Origin of the sequence: Streptomyces sp. NPDC091282, assembly GCF_044757385.1 — a bacterium.
In the GTDB taxonomy this organism is placed as follows: domain Bacteria; phylum Actinomycetota; class Actinomycetes; order Streptomycetales; family Streptomycetaceae; genus Streptomyces; species Streptomyces gramineus.
The window spans coordinates 1328582-1349510 of record NZ_JBIVUX010000002.1 but is presented as its reverse complement, the minus strand read 5'-3'; the positions used below and the strand labels follow the sequence as shown (position 1 = coordinate 1349510).

Below are 20929 nucleotides of genomic sequence, written 5' to 3'. Positions count from 1 at the left end.
GGACGGAGAGACGGAGAGAGTGTGACGCCAACAGACGTCCCGAGCCTCCTGCGCACCTTGGCCGAGGCGGACGATCGGGCCGCGGCCAGGCGTGCGGCCTGGAGCGTACTGCAAGAGGCCTGCGTGGCCGGCGGAACGTCGATCGAGGCCACGGCAGCGGAAGCGGTGCAGGGACTTCTGCGATTGCTGGGACAGAGCGGTACCGAATGGGTGGCCGATGTGTTGGGCGTTCTCGATGCGACCGCTTGTGCTCTGGGCGAGTGGGAAGCGCAACAACAATGGAGTTCCAAGCCCTGGCTGTACGACGCCGAGGTCGGTTGGGAGACCGCCGTGGCGGAACTCCTGGCCCAGGGCCTCAGCGCTGTCCGCCCCTCGCTGACGGACGGTGACCCGGAGGTGCGGTCCATGGCCGCGGCCCTGATGGGCGACGCGTCCGTCGAGTGGACGGCCGACGTGGACCTGCTACTCGCAGCCGAAGCAGCTGAGCCACACGCACTCGCACGTGCCTGCCTGGTCGAGGCGGCGGTGACCCTCGCCCTTCGTGCCCCTGCTGCCAGGCTCCCCGGCCGGGTGAAGCAGTGGTTGCGCGACCCCGAAGCCGTCATGCGCTTCAGGGTTGCTCGCATCGCCAGGACGGCACCGGCGGCTGAAGACGCGCAACTCGCCGTTCTGGCGGATGGGGTGTACGACGCCGACTGCGGCGCGATGGAGACGGTGTGGCCCGCTGAGGTGTGAGGAAATCCGGACGGTCAGGCAGGGTGACGGTCAGGCAATTCGGCTCTTTCCGGGGTGAGTTGATGCCCGTGGTGGCGGAACTTGACAGTCCGGCATGGACACTGCACGAGATGACGTTCGGCGAATGGCTGCTGGCCTACTTCAGGCGCGAGGACGTGACGGTGTGTTCTCGCAACTTCGCGCCAGGTCGCCCGTTCTTCGAGCCACTGAGCTGAACCGCAGTACTCGTAGATCAGTACATGAGGCAGATTCCTTGCGAGCCAGTTGGTCTGGAGTGTGGGCGGGATGGGCTGTCGACCGTGACGCTCGTTTGACGCTCCGGGCGCACTCACCCTGCGCGGCGAGCCGAGAAAGCTGCTCTGACCTGGTCTTTCCCGTGACTCGCTCAGGCCGACACCTTTCCGACGACGCATCATGTGGAGTGCGTGGCGATTCTGGAGCCGGTGGCGAAGGGCGTCTGAGGCCCTGCTCAGGCGTCCTCCTGCCGGTTCAGGTGCCGGATCTCGACGGACACCGCCTCTCGTACCAGGCGGTGGGCGTGCGGCAGGGGGAGGGCGCCGCTCAGCCAGCGGGTGCTGAGTCCCTCCAGGAGTCCGGTGAGTCGTTCCGCGGACGCCGTGAGGGTCGGTGCGGCGGCCGTCGGGCTGATGCGGCCCAGGAGCGCCGCGACCTCGTGGATCCAGGTCAGCGTGGCCCCGGCCAGATCGCCGCGCAGGTCCGGCTCGAAGATCGCGCTGGCGCGCAGCTCGCCCCACGCGGTGCTGTTCTCGCGGACCTCGGGAGTGTCCTGGAACTCCAGCAGCAGCGACTGTTCGAGTTCGTGGCGGGCGTCGTGCGGATCGGCGGTGAAGTCCTCGTCGGACGTGTAGCGTTCGGCGCGGTCGCTGATGAACTCCAGCGTGTGACGCAGGGTGCCGGCCCGGTCCTTGAAGTAGTAGTAGATCAGCGCGGTGGAGACCCCGGCCTCGGCTGCCAGTTCCTCCATGCGCAGCCCGCGGACCCCTCGCCTGGCTATGAGGCGGGCCGCGCCTTCCAAGATGGCCTTACGGCGGTCCGTCGCCACGTGATCCTCTCCAGAGTGGTCTGAACCATGCCAGTGTCGCATACTGACTGAATTCTTAGTTAGAGATCGCTGCATGCGCCGCCGGGCGTGATTCCGTGCGGGGAAAGGCGCCGGATAAGGTTCAGGCCATGGCATCTCGCAGCACTCAGATCCTGGAAGCCGCGGCCCGGGTGATCGCCCGGCGCGGGGTCCGTGGACTGCGCGTGGAGGAACTGGCCGAAGAGGCGGGCGTCTCCACCGCGCTGATCTACTACCACTTCAAGGACCGCACCGGAGTGCTGCGCCGCACGCTCGAGTTCATCAGCGACCGGGCGGAGCGCTACACGACCCACGTCGATCCGGACGGGAAGCCGCTCAGCCCGCGGGAGGAGCTGGAGCAGACGCTCCTGCTGGAGCTCCAGGACACGACCGAGGTCCGCGAGAACAGCAGCGCCTGGGGCGAGTTGCGGGCGAGCGCCGTCTTCGACGAGGTCCTGCGCGAGGACCTGGCGCGGGCCACCCTGGTGTGGGTCCAGGACGTGGCGGCCCTGCTCGGCCAGGTGCGGCCCATGGCCTCGGCGGCCGCCCTCGCGGCCGCCGCCGAGCGGCTCACCGCCTTGATGGAAGGGCTGAGCATGCGCTGGCTCAGCGGCATGCTCCCGATCGCCCACGCGCGGACCCTGATGAGCGAGGCCGTCGAAGCCGAGGTCGACCGACTGGGCCGCTGACCGCCCGTATCGGCACCCGCACCCGCACCCGCACCGGCACCGGTCCCGTGCCGGTACCCGCGCTGTGCTGTCGGGGCCGGCCGGGGTGATCCGGCCGCCGTCGGTCGTCCGCCGCCCTCCCGGCTTTCCGCTGAGGCGAGGGCGAGGGCGAGGAGATGCCAACCCCCGAGGGGGGATCTGTGCGTGCCCGTTCGGCCGTGGCGCGGCCTCCCGTCCAAGGGTGGGGGAGACCCGGCGCGAGGTTCCCGGAGAAAAACACATCCCCGTGACCGGAATCTTGACTGGAATTTCAGTCAGTGTCACTGTGGGCGGCGTACCCCACGTCCGACACTCCTGAGAAGGGACGGGACCTCATGCGTGTGACCAGGTCCGAGAGCCGGGGGACGGCATGCCTCTGACTCCCACCGAGCGGGACCGGCTGCTGCTCTTCACGGCCGCCGAACTCGCGCGGACGCGTCTGGCGCGCGGGCTGCGCCTCAACGTGCCGGAGGCGACCGCGCTGATCGCCGACACGGTGTGCGAGGCCGCCCGCGACGGCGTGCGGCTGGCGGAGGCCGTCGCGCGCGGCCGCGGTGTGCTCCGCCCGGACGACGTGCTCCCCGGCGTCACCGACGTCGTGACGGAGATCCAGGTCGAGGCGGTGTTCGAGGACGGTACCCGCCTAGCCGTGATCAGCGCTCCGTTCGGCGACGTGGAGCACCAAGACGGTGCACCCGGCGCCGTCCTGCCCCACACGGACGTCCTTTCCCGGCCGGAGCCGGGCGTCGTCCTGGCGGTCCGCAACACGGCCGCGGTCCCGGTGAGCGTGACCTCCCACTTCCACTTCTTCGAGGCGAATCCCCGCCTGGACTTCGACCGCGCGGCCGCGTACGGCATGCGGCTGGCCGCCCCGGCCGGGTCGTCCACCCGCTTCGACCCCGGCGCCGTCGTCGAGGTCGGTCTCGTGCCGATGGGCGGGAGCCGGATCGCGATCGGGTTCGCGGGCCTGGTCGACGGGGATCTGGACGCGCCCGGCGCGAAGGCGGAGGCCCTGCGGCGCGCCGTCGCCGGCGGCTACCTGGGCGCCGTGGTGCCGGAAGGAGCGGGGCGGTGAGCCGGCCCGGCAGGCACAGCGACCACTGCGCGCCGGGCAGCAGCCGGCACATCGACCCGCACGAGTACGCCACCGTGCACGGACCGCGTGCGGGGGACCGGGTCAGGCTGGGGGATTCGGGACTCGTCGTACGGGTGGAGTCGGACGCGCAGGCGTACGGCGACGAGTTCCTGGCCGGATTCGGCAAGACCGCCCGGGACGGCATGCACCTGAAGGCCGCGGCCGTCCGTGACACCTGCGATGTCGTCATCACCAATGTCCTGGTGATCGACGCCGTGCTCGGCGTCCGCAAGGTGTCCGTCGGCATCCGTGAGGGCCGGATCCACGCGATCGGGCGGGCCGGCAACCCCGACACCCTGGACGGCGTCGACGTGGTGGTCGGCACCGGCACCACGATGATCCCCGGCGAGGGGCTGATCGCCACCGCCGGCGCGATCGACACGCACGTCCACCTGCTCTCCCCGCGGATCATGGAGGCGTCACTGGCCTCCGGCGTCACCACGGTCATCGGCCAGGAGATCGGGCCGACCTGGGGCGTCGGCGTCAACTCGCCCTGGGCGCTCGGGCTCGGCTTCGGTGCCTTCGACTCCTGGCCGGTCAACGTCGGCTTCCTGGCCCGGGGATCCGCCTCCCGCGAGGCGCCCCTGGTCGAGGCGCTGGCCGAGGGCGGGGCCTGCGGCTTCAAGGTGCACGAGGACATGGGCGCGCACACCCGGGCGCTCGACACGGCGTTGCGGGTGGCCGAGGACCACGACGTGCAAGTCGCCCTGCACAGCGACGGGTTGAACGAGTGCCTGTCGGTGGAGGACACCCTGAGCGTGCTGGAGGGCCGCACGATCCACGCCTTCCACATCGAGGGCTGCGGCGGCGGGCACGTACCGAACGTGCTGAAGATGGCGGGCGTCGCGAACGTCATCGGCTCCTCGACCAATCCGACCCTGCCGTTCGGCCGGGACGCCGTCGCCGAGCACTACGGGATGATCGTCTCCGTCCACGCGCTCAAGACGGACCTGCCGGGCGACGCGGCGATGGCCCGTGACCGGATCCGTGCCGGGACGATGGGCGCGGAGGACGTCCTGCACGACCTCGGGGTGATCGGCATCACCTCCTCCGACGCGCAGGGCATGGGCCGGGCGGGCGAGACCGTACGGCGCACCTTCGCGACGGCCGCGAAGATGAAGGCCGAACTCGGCCCCCTCGACGGCGACGGCCCGGACGACGACAACGCCCGCGTCCTGCGCTACATCGCCAAGCTCACCATCAATCCCGCCATCGCCCACGGCCTCGCCCACGAGGTCGGCTCCATCGAGGTCGGCAAGATGGCGGACATCGTGCTCTGGCGTCCGCCGTTCTTCGGCGCGAAGCCGCAGATGGTCATCAAGAACGGCTTCCCCGCCTACGGGGTCACGGGCGATCCGAACGCCGCCACCGACACCTGTGAACCGCTCGTCCTGGGCCCGCTGTTCGGCGCCCACGGGGCCGCTCCCGCCGACCTGTCCGTCGCCTTCGTCAGCCGCGCGGCCGCGGAGGCGGGGTCGTCCGGCTCGCCGTACGACGCGCTGACCACCCGGCGCCGGCGCGTGGCCGTACGGGGAACCCGCGGAATCGGCCCGGCCGACATGATCCGCAACGCCCGCCTCGGGCGGGTGGACGTCGACCCGCGCGACGGTCTCGTGACCCTCGATCGCGAGCCGGTCCGCTCCGGGCCGGCGCAGGAGGTCTCCCTGAACCGCCTGTACTTCCTCTGACGCCGCTCCCGGCGTCCTGGCACAGGCCTGCCCATTGTCTTGACTGAATTTTCAGTCTGGACCGAGAAGAGAGATCCGTGATGACTGCATTCCGTATGCCCGCCGAATGGTCCGCGCACGAGGCGTGTCTGATGGCCTGGCCCGTCCGTGAGGACCTGTGGGGCAGCGTGCTGGACGACGTGAAGGAGGAGTACGCGGACGTCGCCCGCGCCATCGCCGGGTTCGAGCCCGTGACCATGGTCGCGCCGCCCGGCCACGGCGCGGACGCCCGGTCGAGGTGCGGCGAGGAGGTCGCCGTGGTCGAGCTGGCGCAGGACGACTCGTGGTTCCGCGACTCCGCCCCGCTCTTCGTGCTCGACGGCGACGGCAACCGCGCCGGGGTGGACTTCCGCTTCAACGCCTGGGGCCGCAAGCACCGGCCGTACGACTCCGACGACCGGGTGAGCGCCCTGCTGCTCGCCCACCTCGGTGTCGAACGCATCGCCTCCGACATGATCCTCGAAGGCGGGGCGATCACCGTCGACGGCGAGGGCACCCTGATCACCACCGAGCAGTGCCTGCTGCATCCCAACCGGAACCCGGGGCTGGGCCGGGACGAGATCGAGGCCGAGCTGAAGTCCCGGCTCGGCGTCGAGAAGGTCGTGTGGCTTCCCTACGGCGGTCTCCTGGACACGGAGACCGACGGCCACGTGGACGGCGTCTGCGCGTTCGCCGCTCCCGGCAAGGTCGTCGTCTCCCTGCCCGACGACCCCGGCCATCCCGACTACGCCAGGATGCGGGCCAACCGGGCCGTGCTGGAGGCCACCACCGACGCCCGGGGCCGCTCCCTGGAGATCGTCGACGTCCCGCAGACCGCGTTCGTCGACCTGGCCGAGGGCCGCGTCGAGGTGTCGTACCTGAACTACTACGTGGCGAACGGAGGTGTCGTCGTCCCGGTGGCCGGCGTCCCCCAGGACGACGACGCCCTGGCGGTCATCGCCGACGCGTACCCCGGGCGCAAGGTCGTCGGGGTGCGGGCGCCCGTGATCGCCTTCGGCGGCGGCGGTGTCCACTGCATCACCCAGCAGTTCCCCGCCGTACCCGCCACCTCCTGAACCGCACGTACTGCTCCCGGCGGTCCGCTGCGGCGGTCCGCCGGCCCTCGCCCCCGGAATGAGAGCGCGACGATGACCACACCCCGACTCCGCGGCAGGAGACGTCTCCCCGGCAGACGCCGGCGGACGGCCATGGCGACGGCCGCCCTGACCTGTCTGGCCGCCCTCCCGGCCTGCTCCGGCCCGCCCCGGGACCCCGGCGCCGGCGGCGAGTTCAGGCTCCTGGCCGGCACGCCCGCGGCCCGCGGCGACATCGACTCGTTCACCTGGGCCGTCTACGCGGAACCTCCCACGCTCGACTACACGGCGGCGTTCGACTACCCGCAGAACACCGTCCTGTCCAACGTGTGCGAGAGCCTGATGCGCTGGACACCGGGGCTCACCATGGAGCCCGGCCTGGCCCGGAAGGCGTCCAACCCCGACCCCGAGACCTGGGTCTACGACCTGCGCGCCGGAGTGCGGTTCCACAACGGCGGGACGATGACCGCAGACGACGTCGTCTACAGCCTCGGCCGCCAGCGCGATCCCAGGAACGCCGCGGCCTGGGCCCAGGTCTTCCAGAACGTCGCCTCCGTACGGAAGACCGGACCGCTCCAGGTCACGGTCAGGCTGAAGCGGCCCGACTCCCAGTTCCCGCAGTACATGGCGACCGCCGCGGGCGTCGTCGCCTCCAAGGCGGGCGTCGAGGCGGCCGGCCGGGACTACGGCACCTCCGGCGGACTCGACTGCACCGGGCCGTTCCGGCTCGGCGCCTGGCGCAAGGGACAGTCCATCGAGCTCGACCGCTTCGACGGCTACTGGGGCAGGAAGGCCAAGTCCCGGAAGGTCGTCTTCCGGATCCTGACCGACCCGTCCGCACGCACCAACGCCCTGCTCAGCGGCGAGGCCGACGGCGGCTACCTGATCCCCACCGAGAGCTACGGCCGCCTGCGCGGCAGCGGCGCGGGCTCGCTGTACTTCGGCGAGGGACTGACCACGGTCAACGTCGACGTCACCGACATGCGGGGCCCGCTGGGCGACGTCCGCGTCCGCCGCGCGCTGTCGCTGGCCCTGGACCGGTCCGGGTTCGTCAGGGCAGGACTCGGCGGCGCGGGCACCAGCACCGGCTCGATCACCCCGCGGGCCGTCTGGGCCGGGGCCTCGGAGCCGACCCGCAGGGCCGCCCTCGACGGGCTGCCGTCGGCGAAGCCGGACATCGAGAAGGCCAAGGCGCTGATCAAGCAGGCCGGTGCCACCGGCAAGACCCTGACCGTCGCCACCAGCCCCATCGGCCAGGACGTCTCCCTCCTCGCCACCGCCGTGCAGGCGGCCGGCACCCGGATCGGCCTGAACATGCGGCTGCGGACCATCGCACCGAACGCCTTCACGGCGCTGTTCACCGACCCCGGGGCACGCGAGGGCATCGACCTGTTCCCGTACACCTCGTACTACAACATCAGCGACCCGCTGGACCTGCTGGCGAACTTCCGGACCGGCGCCTACCTGAACTTCGCCGGCTACAGCGACAGGCGCTACGACGGACTCGTCGACCGGGCCACCGCCGTCTACCCGCGGGAGCCCCGGATGCGGATCGAGGCCGAGCTGCAGCGGCAGGCCGCCGACGAGGTGCTGTGGATCCCGGTCGCCGAGTGGCCGACGTCGGTCTTCCTCAACAAGAGGATCACCGGAGCCCCCACCACCATCGCGTACATGTACTACCCGTGGGCCGCCGATGTGGGGGCCGCGAAGTGAGCTTCCTGAGATTCGCCGTCCGCCGGCTCGCGGAGATGGCGGCCACCCTGCTCGGCGCGTCCTTCCTGGTGTTCGGCGCCACGTACCTGGCGCCCGGCGACCCCGCCGACTTCCTGCTCTCGGGGCGTTCCGCCTCACCGCAGGCGCTCGCCGCGGTCAGGGCCCAGTACCACCTGGACGACCCGTTCTTCGTCCGCTACCTGGACTGGCTCGGCGACGTCCTGCGCGGCGACTTCGGGCGGTCCATCACCTACCGCACCGACGTCTCACGACTGCTGGCCGACCGCCTCCCCACCACCCTGCTGCTCGTCGCGGCCGCGCTGGCCGTGGTCGCGGTGATCGGCCTCGGGCTGGGCTGGATCGCCGCCGTCCGCGGCGGCGGCATCGACTCCGCCGTCCTGGTCGGCACCACGCTCGCGGTCGGGACGCCGTCCTTCGTGGCCGCCGTGGTGCTGCAGGGCCTGTTCGCCGTGAAGCTCGGATGGTTCCCCACCAGCGGCGCCGGTGACGGCTTCGCGGACCGGCTCTGGCACCTGACGCTCCCCGCGGTCGCCCTCGCGCTCTACCTGATCGGCATGCTCGCCCGGGTGACGCGCTCCACCATGCTCGACGTCCTCCACAGCGAACACGTCACCGTCGCCCGCAGCCGCGGCGTCCCGGAACGGGACGTCATCAGGCGCCACGTCTTCCGCAACTCCCTCGGGACCGTCCTCACCACCGGCGGACTGATCGTCTCCACCCTTCTGATCTGCACGATCCTCGTGGAGACCGCCTTCAGCATCGGCGGCGTCGGCCAGCTCCTCGAACTGTCCACCACGACCAAGGACTTCCCGACCGTCCAGGCCGTCTCCCTGATCGTCGTCGCCCTCTTCATGGCCGTGAACCTGATCGTCGACCTGCTGCTGCCCCTGGTCGACCCGCGGATCGCCCTCGGAACGAGGAGTACCCAGGTATGACCGCCGTCCTGACCCGCCGCCCCGGCCTCGCCAGGATCCACGCCGCCGGATCCCCGCTGTACCTGGTCTGCCTCGTCTTCGTCGCCCTGGTCACCACGGCCGCGGTCCTCGCCTCGTGGGTGGCTCCCCACGATCCCAACGCCGTCGACCTCGGCAACGCGATGGCCGCTCCGTCCGCGGATCACTGGCTCGGCGTCGACGCCGCCGGGCGCGACACCTTCTCCCGGCTCCTTCTCGGCGCCCGCACCTCGCTGCTGGGACCGCTCGGGGTCGTGGTCTTCTCCACGGCCGCCGGTGTCGCGGTCGGTACGGCGGCGGGCTGGCGCGGCGGCTGGCTCGACTCGGTGCTGTCACGCACCACCGAACTGGTCTTCGCGTTCCCCGGGATGCTCCTCGCGATCCTCGTAGTCGCCGTCTACGGAGAAGGCCTGACGGCCCCCGTCGTCGCCCTCTCCATCGCCTACCTGCCCTACGTCAGCCGGCTCACCCGCTCCCTCGTCCTGGCCGAACGCGAACGCCCCTACGTCAACGCCTACCGGGTCCAGGGCCATTCGGCGCTCCAGATCTGCCTGCGCCACGTCCTGCCCAACATCGCCCCCGTCGTCCTCGCCCAGTCCACCATCAACTTCGGATACGCCCTCATGGACCTCGCCGGCCTGTCCTTCCTCGGCCTCGGCATCCCCGCGCTCACCCCGGACTGGGGCCGCATGGTCTTCGACGGCCAGACCGCCGTCCAGAACGGCTACCCGCTGTCGGCGATCTGGCCGTGCGTGTTCATCGTGCTGACCGTCGTCGCCTTCAACGTGGTGGGCGAACGCTGGGCCGACCGCGTCGCCAGGAGGACCCCGTGAACCCGGTGGACCCGACCGCATCCCCGTACACACTCGACATCCGGGGGCTGCGGATCAGCCTGCCCGGCACCGCCCGCCCGGTCCTGGACGGCGTCGACCTGCACGTCGGCACGGGCGAGACCGTAGCCCTCGTCGGAGAGTCCGGTTCCGGCAAGACCCTCACCTCGCGCAGCGCCCTGAACCTGCTGCCGCCCGGCGCCACCGTCGAAGGCACCGTCCGCGTGGGCGGCCGGGACGTCCTCACCATGAACGCCGGCCAGCTGCGCGCCCTGCGCACCGGCACGGTGGCCATGATCTTCCAGGACCCCCGCGCCGCTCTCAACCCGCTGCGCCGCATCGGTGACTTCCTCGTCGAAAGCGTGACCCTGACCCGGAGCATGAGCCGGCCGGACGCCGTCGCGCGGGCCGCCGAACTCCTCGCGGCCGTCGGCCTCGACGCCTCCGCGCTGCGCAAATACCCCGGTCAGGTCTCCGGCGGCATGCTGCAACGCGTCATGATCGCGGCCGCGTTGATGGGAGACCCGGCCCTCCTGCTCGCCGACGAACCGACCACCGCCCTCGACGTCACCACCCAGGCCGAGGTCGTCGCGCTCCTGGCCGAACTCCGCGAACGCTTCGGCACCGGACTGCTCTTCGTCACCCACGACCTCGACCTCGCCGCCGCCATCGGCGACCGCGTCTACGTCATGTACGCCGGACGGATCGCCGAGAGCGGCCCCGCGCACGCCCTGTTCGCGCGCCCCCGGCACCCCTACACCGCGGCGCTGCTCGCCTCCACCCCGCGCCTGGCGTCACCCGCGGCCAGGCTCGCCGCCATCGACGGCCGGCCTCCCGACCTGCGCCAGGAGCTGCGCGGCTGCCCGTTCGCCGCCCGCTGCCCGCTGGCCACCGAGGTCTGCGACCGGCAGGTCCCCGAGCCGGTACCGGCACCCGGTCTGCCGGACCACCGGGCCGCCTGCCACCACACCGGCCGTCTCGAAGGGAGCCCCGTCGATGCCTGAACCCGTCCTCGAGGTCACCGGCCTGCACCGCGCCTTCGCCGACGTCCGCGCCGTCGACGACGTGTCCTTCACCCTGCCCGAGGGCGGCTCCCTGGGCATCGTCGGGGAATCCGGTTCCGGCAAGACCACCACCGCCCGCATCGTCGTCGGACTGGAACGGGCCGACGCCGGCCAGGTCCGCGTCCACGGCCGGGACCGCGGCACGCGCGGCCCCCGCGGCCGGGCCCAGCGCCTGGCGCGGGCCCGAGAGGTCCAGATGGTCTTCCAGGACCCCTACCTCTCCCTCGATCCCCGGACCAGCGTCGAACAGGTCCTGCGCGAGACCCTGCGCCTGCACTTCCCCGGCACCGACCACGACCGGCGCATCCGCGGGCTCCTCGACCAGGTCGGCCTGGGCACCCGTGCCGCCGACGCCCGGCCGGGGCAGCTCTCCGGCGGCCAGCGCCAGCGCGTCGCCATCGCCCGAGCCCTCGCCGTGGAACCGGCCGTCCTCGTCCTCGACGAAGCGGTCGCCGCCCTCGACGTCTCCGTCCAGGCGCAGATCCTCAACCTGCTGGCCGACATCCGGGAGGAGACCCGGACCGGATACCTGTTCATCACCCACGACCTCGGCGTGGTCCGGTGCGTCACCGACGAGGTCGTCGTCATGCGCCGAGGCCGTGTCGTCGAGGCGGGCCCCACGACCGAGGTGCTCGCCGCGCCGCAGCACCCGTACACCCGGCTCCTGCTGGAGTCGGTGCCCCGCCCCGGCTGGGACCCCCGGGCGATCGCCGCCGCCCGCCGCGCGCTCTGACGCTCCCCGGCGGCGCCCTCATGTCCTCCGGTGGGCGGACACCTGCCCGCACGCGCCCGCCCACCGGTGCCACCGCACCACTCAGCCGCACCAGCCGCACCTCGCGCACCAGAAGAACCAGCAGACCAGCCGAACGAGCAGACCAGCAGACCAGCAGACCAGCAGAACCAGTCGAAGCAGGAGGCTCACCATGAACGATCACACCGCCGGCCGCCACGCACGTCCGGGCCTGAACCGGCGCGGATTCCTCGCGGCGGCCGGTCTGACCGCCGTCGGCGCCGCCGTCGCCACGACCGCCCAGGGCCTGGCCGGGTCCGCCAGGGCCGCGGGCGCCTTCCGGGCCCCCGCCGAGGACGTGCGGCACACCCGTACGTGGATGGCCTGGCCGGACCGCACCGCGATCTGGGGCAGGGACCTGAGCGGCGTCCAGGCCGACATCGCCCTGATCGCCCGCACGATCGCGAAGTACGAACCGGTCGTCATGTGCGCCAACTCGGCCGCCGTCGCCAAGGCCCGCTCGATGTGCGGCTCCACGGTCACCGTCATCGGTTCCGTTCCCGTCGACGACTGCTGGATGCGCGACACGGGGCCCGTCTTCCGTACCGACGGTTCCGGCGGCCTGGACGCCGTGGGCCTCAACTTCAACGGCTGGGGCAACAAGCAGACCCACGCCAAGGACGCCCTCGTCGCCGAGCGGATCGCCGCCTACGCGGGCGTGCCCTTCACCTACGCCGACCTCGTCGGCGAGGGCGGCGCCGTCGAGCAGGACGGTGCCGGGACCCTGATGGCCACCCGCAGCAGCCTCGTGAACGGCAACCGCAACCCCGGGATGTCGCAGAGCGAGGTGGAGAGCGCGATGTGCGACGCGTACGGCGCCACGAAGGTCATCTGGTTCGACGGCGTCAAGGGCCAGGACATCACCGACGACCACGTCGACGCCACGTCCCGTTTCCTCGCCCCCGGCAGGGCGCTCGTCCAGATGCCCCTCGCGTCGGACACCGACGCGTTCGCGAAGGACGCCCGCCAGCAGTACCAGATCCTCTCCACGGCCAGGTCGGCCACCGGTACCGCGATGGCGGTGACGAAGCTCCAGGGCCCCGACTACGACCGGATCCGGTCCACCGACCGGAACTTCCTCGCCGCCTACGCCAACTACTACGTCTGCAACGGGGCCGTCGTCTCCGCCCAGTTCGGGGACACGTCGGCGGACCAGGCCGCGAAGGCGACCCTGGCCCGCCTCTACCCCGGCCGTACGATCGAGCAGCTCGACATCGACAGCCTCGGCACCGGAGGCGGCGGAGTCCACTGCGTCACCCAGCAGCAGCCGGCCGCCTGACCGCCGGTCCCGGCCCCGTCCGTCGTCCGCACCGGCGGACGTCCGGAAGTCCGGCCGGCACGCGCACCACGCGTGCCGGCGGACTTCCGGTCAGTCGGCCGGCTTGCCGGGCTCCTCGTGTGTCGAGCAGTGGATCCCGCCGCCGCCGGAGGCGATGGTGTCGATCCGGACCTGCACGACGTCGCGGTCGGGGAAGTGCTCCTGGAGGATGCTCCGGGCCCGCTTGTCGGCCTTGCGGTCACCGAACCTGGGCATGAACACGGAGTCGTTGGCGACGTAGAAGTTGGCGTACGTCGACACGAAGTCGTCGCCCTCGCCGGTGATCTCGTACAGGTCGGGCTGCGGCAGGTCGATGATCTCGAAGGGCCGGCCCTTGGCGTCGGTCGCCCTGCTCAGCACGGACCTCGCCTGGTCGGACGAGCGGGACCAGGAGTCCGGGGGAGTGTCGGGGTGCGCCGTGTCCAGCAGCACCACGCCGGGGGCGGCGAACCGTACGAGGCTGTCCACGTGCGCGTCCGTGATGTCCTGGCCGCGCACGCCGGCCAGCCAGATCACCTTCTCGATGCCCAGCGTCTCCTTGATCTCGGCCTCGATCCGGTCCCGGCTCTTCCCGGGATTGCGGTTGTCGTTGACGATCGAGCTCTCGGTGATGAGGAGCGTGCCCTCGCCGTCGGTCTCGAAGGAGCCGCCCTCGGCGACGAAGGGAGCCTGCCGGCGCGGGACGCCGTACTTCGCCAGGAGCGTGGCTCCGACGCGGGCGTCGTGGGTGTGGACCTGCTTGCCGCCCCAGCCGCTGAAGCCGAGGTCGACGCCGGTGACCCGGCCGCCGTCCGTCACGAACAGCGGCACGGTGTCGCGGGCCCACAGGTCGTCGACCTCCAGCGGGACGACCTCGACGGCACGCCCGCACGCCTTCTGGGCGGCCTTGTGCTGGTCGGGCCTGGCCATCATCACGACGTACTCGTACTCCGCGACGGCACGGGCGACGCGGGCGATGTCCTCGCGCACGTAGGGGAGGTCCTCGCCCCATACCGACTCCAGGGCGGGCCATGACATGAAGGTGCGTGCGTGACTCTCCCACTCGGCGCCCATGCGCGGTCCCTTCCTCGCCGTGCCCTGGTCGTCGGAGGTGCCCGCGGTCCCCGCAGCGTCGTCGCCGGGACCGCAGGCCGAGGCGCCGAGGACGGCGGCACCGATTCCGGTGAGCGTGCGGAGGGCGGTGCGGCGCGTGGGGGGAAGAGGAGGCACGGTGAGCTCCGGGGATGGTGTTGGGGCCAAGCTAGCCGCCGGCGGGTCGGGCCGCACGGCGGGCTTGGCGGGGTGGTGCCGGACGGATCCGGTCGCGTTTCCTCGACTCTGGCACAGACTGAAAATTCAGTCAAAGAAAGTGGGTGGTGTTCTGCGCTCACAGGGCATATGGGCGCTCTGTGCCGCGGGCCCGTCGCGCTCGGATGGCGCAAGGTGCGCTGATCCGGCCGTCGAGGCACCGTATTGACTGAAACTTCAGTAGACGGCACGATCGTTCCCTCGAACCGTCCCGACGGCCGCCGTGCCGTGCCGCGCGGCGTCGGCCGCTGCCCGTACGCCGCCTCGGTCCCTCTCGCCGAAAGAGTCACCGCATGTCCACTCAGTCCTTCGGGGCGCGGTCCGCCCATGCCGATCTCACGGCCGACGACCCCCGTGAGATCGGGGGATACCGCCTGCACGCGCGGCTCGGCGCCGGTGGCATGGGGGTCGTGTACCTGGCGCACACGCCGGGCGGGCGGCCCATCGCCCTGAAGGCGGTCCGGGACGAGTTCGCCGCGGACCCGGAGTTCCGGCGGCGCTTCGCCGGCGAGGTCGCCAGTGCCCGGAGCATCCACGGCCTGTTCACCGCGCAGGTGGTGGACTCCGGTGTGGACGCCCCCACGCCGTGGCTGGCCACCTCCTACGTCCCCGGTCCCTCGCTCCAGCAGGTGGTGGAGCGGCACGGCCCGCTGCCGGAGCGCACGGTGCTGCTGCTCGTGGCGGGCATCGCGGAGGCGCTGCAGGCCGTCCACGGGGCGGGGGTCGTGCACCGGGACCTCAAGCCGGCCAACGTGCTCATCGCCGAGGACGGGCCCCGCGTCATCGACTTCGGTATCGCCCGCGCCGCCGACGCCACCGGGCTGACCGGCACCGGGCTCCGGATCGGCACCGCCGCGTACATGGCGCCGGAGCAGGCGACGGGCCGGACGGTGACCCCGGCGACCGATGTCTTCGCCCTCGGCGTGCTCGCCGCCTACGTGTCCGGCGGCGTGCTGCCCTTCGGAAGCGGCCCCGAGTCCGCCGCGCTGTACCGGGTGGTCCACGAGGAGCCCGACCTGTCCCGGACCGCTCCGGGCCTGACCGGGCTGCTGCGGTGCTGTCTGGCCAAGCACCCCGGGGACCGGCCCGCCCCGAGCGAGCTGATCGACGCCGTGCGGACCCACCCCGCCCTGGGCGGGCGCCTGGAGTTCACCGACGGCTGGCTTCCGAGCGGTGTCAGCCACGAGGTCGCGGCGTACGGCCGTACAGCGGAACGGATCCACGCCCAGCCGACGCGCGCGGCACGGACTCCCACGGTGCCGGCCGGCGGCCGGGCGGCCGCCGACGGCGGTGACCGGGCGGACCATGCCCCGCGCCCTGCCCGCGGACGCCGCCGGCGGCGGGCCGTGGGGGTGCTCGCGGTCGCGCTGCTCGTGGTCCTCGCCGGCACGGCCTGCTACCTGCTGGAGCGTCGCGAGACCGCGGCGGGGGACTCCTCGGACGTCTCCGGGCGACCGCACCGCCCCGCGCCCCGGCCGTCCTCGCCGCACCCTTCCGTGCCCTCCGGGTCTCCGGCCGGGCCCCGGTACGTGCCGGACTACGCGGACGCCGAACTCACCGCTCCCGACGCCGACTACGAATTCGATCTCGCGGCCGGGAAGGTCGTACCGGCCGAGACCGCCACCTGGTATCTGGCGGTGGACGACGGCGAGTTCGTCCTGCCGGAGGACAGCGACGCCTTCGCCGCCGCCGGATACGTGCTGAGCCCCGCCGACTGCGTGCGGGGCATCGAGACGGAGCCGGTGACCACGCTCCCGTTCGACGAGCTGGCCGACGAGCGTCCCTTCTGCGTCCGGAGCCCGGACGGCAGGAGCGTCGTGATCGTGCGGCTGGTCGAGGCCGAGGCGGACGGAGGACCCGTCACCGTGGTCGTCAGCCGCCACGACAGGAAGAGCTGAGGCGGGTTCGGCAGGGAACCGGTACGCGTCCGCGCCGCGCGCACGGGCGGGCGGACCGGCGCGCGGACCGGCGGGCAGTCGCGGTCGCGTCCGCGGCCCTCGCGGGCTCTCGCCGCCGTCCGGTCCGGCTACACCGGCCGGCGGGTGGTCGAGAGCCAGGTGCGGTAGCGGCGCAGGGCCCGGCGTTGCGTGCGGTGCTCGGCGAGGAGGGCCAATGCCGGGTGGGTGTGCGGTGCGGGGCGGCTGCCGCGGGCGATGCGGCGCATCTGGTGGCGGACCTGGGCCATGGAGGCCGCCGCGGCGAGGGACTTGTCGGACCACGTCACCGGGCGGAGCCGGGCGTCCGCCTCGCGGCCCCGGCGCCAGCGGTCGGGCAGGTCGGGGGTGACGGCGAGGGCCGTGCCCATCCCGACGACCGCCACGCCGCCGTCGAGGACCCGCTCGGCGGTCTCGCGCCGGGTGATGCCGCCGGTGAGCATCAGCGGCAGCGGGCTGGTCCCGGCCAGGTCCCGCGCGAGGTCGAGGAAGTAGGCCTCGCGGGCCTGGGTGCGGGCGTCGGCGGGGCGGCCGGACATCGCCGGGCTCTCGTAGCTGCCGCCGGACAGTTCGACCAGGTCGACGCCGAGCGGGGCGAGCATCTCGATCACCTGGCGGGCGTCGTCGGCGTCGAACCCGCCGCGCTGGAAGTCGGCCGAGTTCAGCTTCACGGCGACCGCGAACGACGGGGAGACGGCGGCGCGCACCGCGCGGACGACGTCCAGCAGCATCCGGGCCCGGTTCTCCAGCGACCCGCCCCACTCGTCGGTCCGCCGGTTGACCAGCGGGGACAGGAACTGCGAGAGCAGGTAGCCGTGCGCGGCGTGGATCTCCACGCCGTCGAAGCCCGCCTGCTCGGCGCGCCGGGCGGTGACCGCGTACCGGGTCACGGTGGCCCCGATCTGCTCCGGCGACATGGCGACGGGCCGGCCGAAACGGCCGCTGTGCCGGCCCAGGTCCACGGCGACCGCGGACGGTCCCCACACCACGCCGGGCATGTCGGAGCCGATCTGCCGGCCCGGGTGGTTGATCTGCATCCACACAGCTCCGCCGCCCGACTTGGCGGCCCTGGCCCACTCGGCGAACGGCTCCAGCGGCGCGGCCTCGTCGAGCACCACGCCCGCGGGGCCGGTCAGCGCCTCGGCGTGGACCATGACGTTGCCGGTGATCAGGAGGCCGGTGCCGCCCGTGGCCCAGCGCCGGTACAGGCCGAACAGCACCTCGTCGGGGAGCTGGCCGGCGCCGGCCATGTTCTCCTCCATGGCCGCCTTGGCGATCCGGTTGTCCAGCACCTGCCCGGAGCGCAGGGACAACGGCGAGAACAACTCGCTGGTCATCCGGGTTCCCCTCTCGATCTCGATCCCGTACAATGTGTGCAGCGTTCACATTAGAGGAGTGATGTGAGCGATGCAAACATGAGGGAGTGTGGCGTATGTCGCAGGCGGGCAGCACCTATCACCACGGCGACCTGCGCGCCGCCTGTCTGCGCGCGGCCCGGGAGCTGCTGGAGGAGGACGGCAGCGCCGGACTCTCGCTGCGGGCGGTGGCACGCCGGGCCGGCGTCTCGGCGACGGCCCCCTACCGCCACTACGCGGACCGTGACGCGCTGGTCTCCGCGGTCGCCGCGCAGGGCTACCGCGAACTCGCCGGCCACCTGCTCGCCGCGCACCCCTCGCCCACGACCCCCGACGAACTGGCCGCGGTCGCCGTCGCCTACGTCCGCTTCGCCCTGGACCACCCGGCCCTGTTCCGGGTCATGTTCGCGGAGCCCTGCGACCCGGACAGCGAGGAACGGGTCGCCGCGACCGCCGCGATCTCCGCGTACGTCCACGGCATCGTGCGCGGCGCCTTCCCGGACGCCGACGCGGACGCGCTGTCCACCACCGTGTGGGCCCTCGTCCACGGCCTGGCGTTCCTGCACCTCGACGGCAAGCTCGACGCCTCCGCCCCCGAGCTGGTCGCCGCCCAGGTGCGCGCGGCCGTCCGCGCCCTGTTCGTCGCGCCCGTGGCGGCGGCCGCGCAGGACTGACCGGTCGGCGGCCGGCGGGCGGAGGCGCCGGACGCGCGGGGTCCGGCCGTCAGGGGATGGCCAGCTCCGCCCAGATGGTCTTCCCGGACGCGGTGTAGCGGGTGCCCCAGCGCTGGGAGACCTGCGCGACCAGGAACAGGCCGCGGCCGCCTTCGTCGTCGCGGCGGGCGCGTCGCAGATGGGGCGCCGTGTGCGCGTTGTCGGAGACCTCGCAGAGCAGGCTGCGGTCCCTGATCAGCCGCAGCATCACCGGACCGGTCGCGTACCGGATGCTGTTGGTGACCAGCTCGCTGACCACCAGCGCGGCGGTGAAGGACAGGTCGGACAGCCCCCAGACGTCCAGCTGGCGCTCGGTGTCCGTGCGGGCGTCCGCCACCGTGGCCGGATCCGGCGGCAGTTCCAGGTCCGCCACGTGATCGGGGCCCAGCCGCCGCGTGCGCACCAGCAGCAGCGTGGCGTCGTCCGCCTGCGGCCCCGGCGGCAGCGTCGACATCGCCCGGTCGCACAGCTCCTCCAGCGGGCAGCGCTGCCAGGTGAGCACATGGGCGAGCCGGTCGATGCCGCTGTCGATGTCGGTGCGCCGGTCCTCCACGACACCGTCGGTGAAGAACGCCACCACGCTGCCGTCGGACAGGCTCAGCTCGACGTTCTCGTACGGCAGGCTGCCCAGGCCCAGAGGCGGCCCCGGTGCCGGCGCGGACAGCGCCACCGAGCCGCTCGCGTCGGCCACGATCGGCGGCGGGTGGCCCGCGCTCGCCCACACGCAGCGGCCGCCGACCGGGTCGTAGATCGCGTAGAGGCAGGTCACGCCGAGCGCCTCGTCGCTCAGGGTGTCGGCCGCGTCGGGTTCGCAGTCCTGCGCCACCAGACCGTCCAGCCTGGTCAGCAGCTCGGCCGGGTCCAGGTCCAGCAGTGCCAAAGTCCGTACGGTGGCGCGCAGCCGGCCCATGGTCGCGGCCGCGTGCACCCCGTGGCCGACCACGTCGCCGACCGTCAGCCCCACCCGGGCGCCGGACAGCGGGATCAGGTCGAACCAGTCGCCGCCCACCCCCACCCGGCTGTCGGCGGGCAGGTAGCGGTACGCCACCTCGACCGCGCTCTGCTCGGGCAGCCGCCGGGGCAGCAGGCTGCGCTGCAGTACCAGGGCGGCCGCGTGCTGGCTGGTGTAGCGGCGGGCGTTGTCGATGCCGACGGCGGCGCGCTCGGCCAGTTCCACGGCGAGCGTCTGCTCCTCGGGCCCGAAGGGGTCCGGGTTGTCGACGCGCCGGAAGGTGACCAGGCCGAGGACCGCGTCACGGGCGAGCAGCGGCACGAAGAGGTCGGCGTGCCGGGCGGCCGTGACCTGCTCGCCCGGTGACGGCGAGGTGTCCACGACGGGCCGGTTGGTGGCCAGGCTCAGCGCCTGCGGCGACGACGGCGGATAGGAGACCGGGCTGGTCCCGAACTCCTCCGGGGTGCGGCCGTGCATCCGCAGCAGGCTGTGCCCCGGCGCCGACCGGGTCGGCGGCTGCCGTCCCTCGATGACCGCGGGCGGCAGGTCCACCAGCACCTCGTCGGCCAGCTGCGGCACCGCCACGTCGGCCAGCTCGGCCGCCGTGCGCCGCACGTCCAGCGAGGCACCGATCCGCTTTCCCGCCCGGACCAGCAGCGACAGCCGTTCCTGGGCGCGGTAGCGGTCGGTGATGTCCAGGGACTCCTCGAACAGCCCCAGCGGTTCGCCCCGGGCGTCCACCAGCCGGTAGTACGAGCAGGACCAGACGTGCTCGCGCACCGGGTCGGCGGGGGCACGGCCGCGGTAGTGCATGCCGAGGATCGGTTCGCCCGTCTTCAGCACCTGCTCCATGACCTGGTCCTCGTCCGGAGGGTGGTGGCGGGAGATGAACTCGCCCTCGGGGAAGAGGTCGGCGGCGGGCCGGCCGACGTACTGGGCGATCCCGTCCAGCTCCAGGTCGGTGGAGACGTTTCCCCAGACCACGCGCATGTCGGTGTCGAAGATGGTCAGGCCCACGGAGGACTCGGTCGCGAGCCCTTCCAGCATCGCCAGCTGGGCCTCCCAGCCGCGCAGCGCCGTCAGCTCCGCCGCCACCACCACGGTCGCGGCCGCACCCCGGTGGGTGAGCGGACTCAGCGTCACCGCGGCGCGCACGGTGTGTCCGTCCCCGCGGCGCAGGTCCAGGACCGCGCTGCGCGGCCGGTGCGCCCGGCAGAAGGCGGACAGCCGGGGACCGGGATCCGCCGCCAGGAGCCGCTTGGCGGGCCGGCCGAGCACCTCCCGCGACGGAAGGCCGAGGAGCAGCTCGGCGGCGGCACTCCAGCCGGAGACGCGGCCGTCCTCGTCCAGCACCGCGGCCGCGGCCCTGGTGAGATCCAGGGGGCTGTGGAATTCGACGTCGGCAGCATTCGGAAAACGATCCATGGGCACCGCTTCCCTTCGTGCTCCCTCAGGATCCCGTGCCGCACGGAGGACGACAACCGCACGCGTCGGCGCCGCCGTCCCGCAGGGCCGGCACCTCGCCTCCCGCAGCGAACGGC

General features: G+C 72.7%; 17 protein-coding genes. 13 read left to right on the top strand and 4 right to left on the bottom strand.

Annotated elements, in window-relative coordinates; genetic code table 11:
- Positions 1 to 21: 21 nt before the first annotated feature.
- The gene (locus ACIQOE_RS12985) at positions 22 to 735 is read left to right on the top strand and encodes a hypothetical protein (RefSeq protein ID WP_401411392.1); all 714 of its coding nucleotides are present in this window, start codon (positions 22 to 24) and stop codon (positions 733 to 735) included.
- A gap of 469 nt (positions 736 to 1204) precedes the next feature.
- Here the strand turns inward: ACIQOE_RS12985 and ACIQOE_RS12980 are convergent, their stop codons facing one another.
- Complete coding sequence (locus ACIQOE_RS12980; protein ID WP_401411390.1) at positions 1205 to 1720, bottom strand: TetR family transcriptional regulator C-terminal domain-containing protein; 516 nt, start codon at positions 1718 to 1720, stop codon at positions 1205 to 1207.
- 206 nt (positions 1721 to 1926) lie between these two features.
- Between ACIQOE_RS12980 and ACIQOE_RS12975 the strand changes: the two genes are divergently transcribed.
- The 10 genes from ACIQOE_RS12975 to ACIQOE_RS12930 all read left to right on the top strand — a co-directional run bounded on the left by ACIQOE_RS12975 (position 1927) and on the right by ACIQOE_RS12930 (position 13108).
- Positions 1927 to 2505 (top strand): helix-turn-helix domain-containing protein, encoded by a 579-nt coding sequence (locus ACIQOE_RS12975; protein ID WP_365560311.1) that lies wholly within the window; start codon positions 1927 to 1929, stop codon positions 2503 to 2505.
- 388 nt (positions 2506 to 2893) lie between these two features.
- Positions 2894 to 3598, top strand: coding sequence for an urease subunit gamma (gene ureA / locus ACIQOE_RS12970; protein WP_401411388.1), 705 nt, complete (start codon positions 2894 to 2896; stop codon positions 3596 to 3598).
- Positions 3595 to 5346, top strand: a complete 1752-nt coding sequence (locus ACIQOE_RS12965) for an urease subunit alpha (protein WP_365560306.1) — start codon at positions 3595 to 3597, stop codon at positions 5344 to 5346. The genes ureA and ACIQOE_RS12965 overlap by 4 nt, the downstream gene beginning before the upstream one ends.
- Positions 5347 to 5426: 80 nt before the next feature.
- On the top strand, positions 5427 to 6440 hold the full coding sequence (locus ACIQOE_RS12960; protein ID WP_401411386.1) for an agmatine/peptidylarginine deiminase: 1014 nt from the start codon (positions 5427 to 5429) through the stop codon (positions 6438 to 6440).
- Between the two features lie 72 nt (positions 6441 to 6512).
- Positions 6513 to 8171 carry an ABC transporter substrate-binding protein gene (locus ACIQOE_RS12955; protein ID WP_365560302.1) on the top strand — a complete coding sequence of 553 codons (1659 nt, stop codon included), beginning with the start codon at positions 6513 to 6515 and terminating at the stop codon, positions 8169 to 8171.
- Entirely contained in the window at positions 8168 to 9127 is a 960-nt protein-coding gene (locus ACIQOE_RS12950; protein ID WP_365560300.1) for an ABC transporter permease, read from the top strand. The genes ACIQOE_RS12955 and ACIQOE_RS12950 overlap by 4 nt, the downstream gene beginning before the upstream one ends.
- On the top strand, positions 9124 to 9978 hold the full coding sequence (locus tag ACIQOE_RS12945) for an ABC transporter permease (RefSeq protein WP_401411384.1): 855 nt from the start codon (positions 9124 to 9126) through the stop codon (positions 9976 to 9978). Before ACIQOE_RS12950 ends, ACIQOE_RS12945 begins: the two co-directional genes overlap by 4 nt.
- Complete coding sequence (locus ACIQOE_RS12940; RefSeq protein ID WP_401411382.1) at positions 9975 to 10979, top strand: ABC transporter ATP-binding protein; 1005 nt, start codon at positions 9975 to 9977, stop codon at positions 10977 to 10979. Before ACIQOE_RS12945 ends, ACIQOE_RS12940 begins: the two co-directional genes overlap by 4 nt.
- Positions 10972 to 11772 carry an ABC transporter ATP-binding protein gene (locus tag ACIQOE_RS12935; protein ID WP_401411380.1) on the top strand — a complete coding sequence of 267 codons (801 nt, stop codon included), beginning with the start codon at positions 10972 to 10974 and terminating at the stop codon, positions 11770 to 11772. Before ACIQOE_RS12940 ends, ACIQOE_RS12935 begins: the two co-directional genes overlap by 8 nt.
- Before the next feature lie 190 nt (positions 11773 to 11962).
- Complete coding sequence (locus tag ACIQOE_RS12930) at positions 11963 to 13108, top strand: agmatine/peptidylarginine deiminase (RefSeq protein WP_401411379.1); 1146 nt, start codon at positions 11963 to 11965, stop codon at positions 13106 to 13108.
- Between the two features lie 90 nt (positions 13109 to 13198).
- On the opposite strand, the gene ACIQOE_RS12925 is transcribed toward ACIQOE_RS12930, so the two are convergent.
- The gene (locus ACIQOE_RS12925; protein ID WP_365575772.1) at positions 13199 to 14356 is read right to left on the bottom strand and encodes an agmatine deiminase family protein; all 1158 of its coding nucleotides are present in this window, start codon (positions 14354 to 14356) and stop codon (positions 13199 to 13201) included.
- Between the two features lie 371 nt (positions 14357 to 14727).
- Between ACIQOE_RS12925 and ACIQOE_RS12920 the strand changes: the two genes are divergently transcribed.
- Positions 14728 to 16332, top strand: a complete 1605-nt coding sequence (locus ACIQOE_RS12920) for a serine/threonine-protein kinase (RefSeq protein ID WP_401411377.1) — start codon at positions 14728 to 14730, stop codon at positions 16330 to 16332.
- Between the two features lie 128 nt (positions 16333 to 16460).
- Here the strand turns inward: ACIQOE_RS12920 and ACIQOE_RS12915 are convergent, their stop codons facing one another.
- A complete protein-coding gene (locus ACIQOE_RS12915; protein ID WP_401411375.1) occupies positions 16461 to 17705 on the bottom strand; it encodes an NADH:flavin oxidoreductase/NADH oxidase family protein in 1245 nt (414 codons plus the stop codon).
- 95 nt (positions 17706 to 17800) lie between these two features.
- On the opposite strand from ACIQOE_RS12915, the gene ACIQOE_RS12910 reads away from it, so the two are divergent.
- A complete protein-coding gene (locus tag ACIQOE_RS12910; RefSeq protein WP_401411373.1) occupies positions 17801 to 18397 on the top strand; it encodes a TetR/AcrR family transcriptional regulator in 597 nt (198 codons plus the stop codon).
- A 49-nt stretch (positions 18398 to 18446) separates the two neighbouring features.
- Here the strand turns inward: ACIQOE_RS12910 and ACIQOE_RS12905 are convergent, their stop codons facing one another.
- The gene (locus ACIQOE_RS12905; RefSeq protein ID WP_401411371.1) at positions 18447 to 20813 is read right to left on the bottom strand and encodes a SpoIIE family protein phosphatase; all 2367 of its coding nucleotides are present in this window, start codon (positions 20811 to 20813) and stop codon (positions 18447 to 18449) included.
- Between the last annotated feature and the right edge of the window lie 116 nt (positions 20814 to 20929).

Bases quoted from the DNA above. Each gene is read 5' to 3' on its own strand.
- ACIQOE_RS12980 (WP_401411390.1), bottom strand. From the start codon at position 1,720: ATGGAGGAACTGGCAGCCGAGGCCGGGGTCTCCACCGCGCTGATCTAC.
- ACIQOE_RS12975 (WP_365560311.1), top strand. From the start codon at position 1,927: ATGGCATCTCGCAGCACTCAGATCCTGGAAGCCGCGGCCCGGGTGATC.
- ureA (WP_401411388.1), top strand. From the start codon at position 2,894: ATGCCTCTGACTCCCACCGAGCGGGACCGGCTGCTGCTCTTCACGGCC.
- ACIQOE_RS12960 (WP_401411386.1), top strand. From the start codon at position 5,427: ATGACTGCATTCCGTATGCCCGCCGAATGGTCCGCGCACGAGGCGTGT.
- ACIQOE_RS12955 (WP_365560302.1), top strand. From the start codon at position 6,513: ATGACCACACCCCGACTCCGCGGCAGGAGACGTCTCCCCGGCAGACGC.
- ACIQOE_RS12945 (WP_401411384.1), top strand. From the start codon at position 9,124: ATGACCGCCGTCCTGACCCGCCGCCCCGGCCTCGCCAGGATCCACGCC.
- ACIQOE_RS12935 (WP_401411380.1), top strand. From the start codon at position 10,972: ATGCCTGAACCCGTCCTCGAGGTCACCGGCCTGCACCGCGCCTTCGCC.
- ACIQOE_RS12930 (WP_401411379.1), top strand. From the start codon at position 11,963: ATGAACGATCACACCGCCGGCCGCCACGCACGTCCGGGCCTGAACCGG.
- ACIQOE_RS12920 (WP_401411377.1), top strand. From the start codon at position 14,728: ATGTCCACTCAGTCCTTCGGGGCGCGGTCCGCCCATGCCGATCTCACG.
- ACIQOE_RS12915 (WP_401411375.1), bottom strand. From the start codon at position 17,705: ATGACCAGCGAGTTGTTCTCGCCGTTGTCCCTGCGCTCCGGGCAGGTG.
- ACIQOE_RS12910 (WP_401411373.1), top strand. From the start codon at position 17,801: ATGTCGCAGGCGGGCAGCACCTATCACCACGGCGACCTGCGCGCCGCC.
- ACIQOE_RS12905 (WP_401411371.1), bottom strand. From the start codon at position 20,813: ATGGATCGTTTTCCGAATGCTGCCGACGTCGAATTCCACAGCCCCCTG.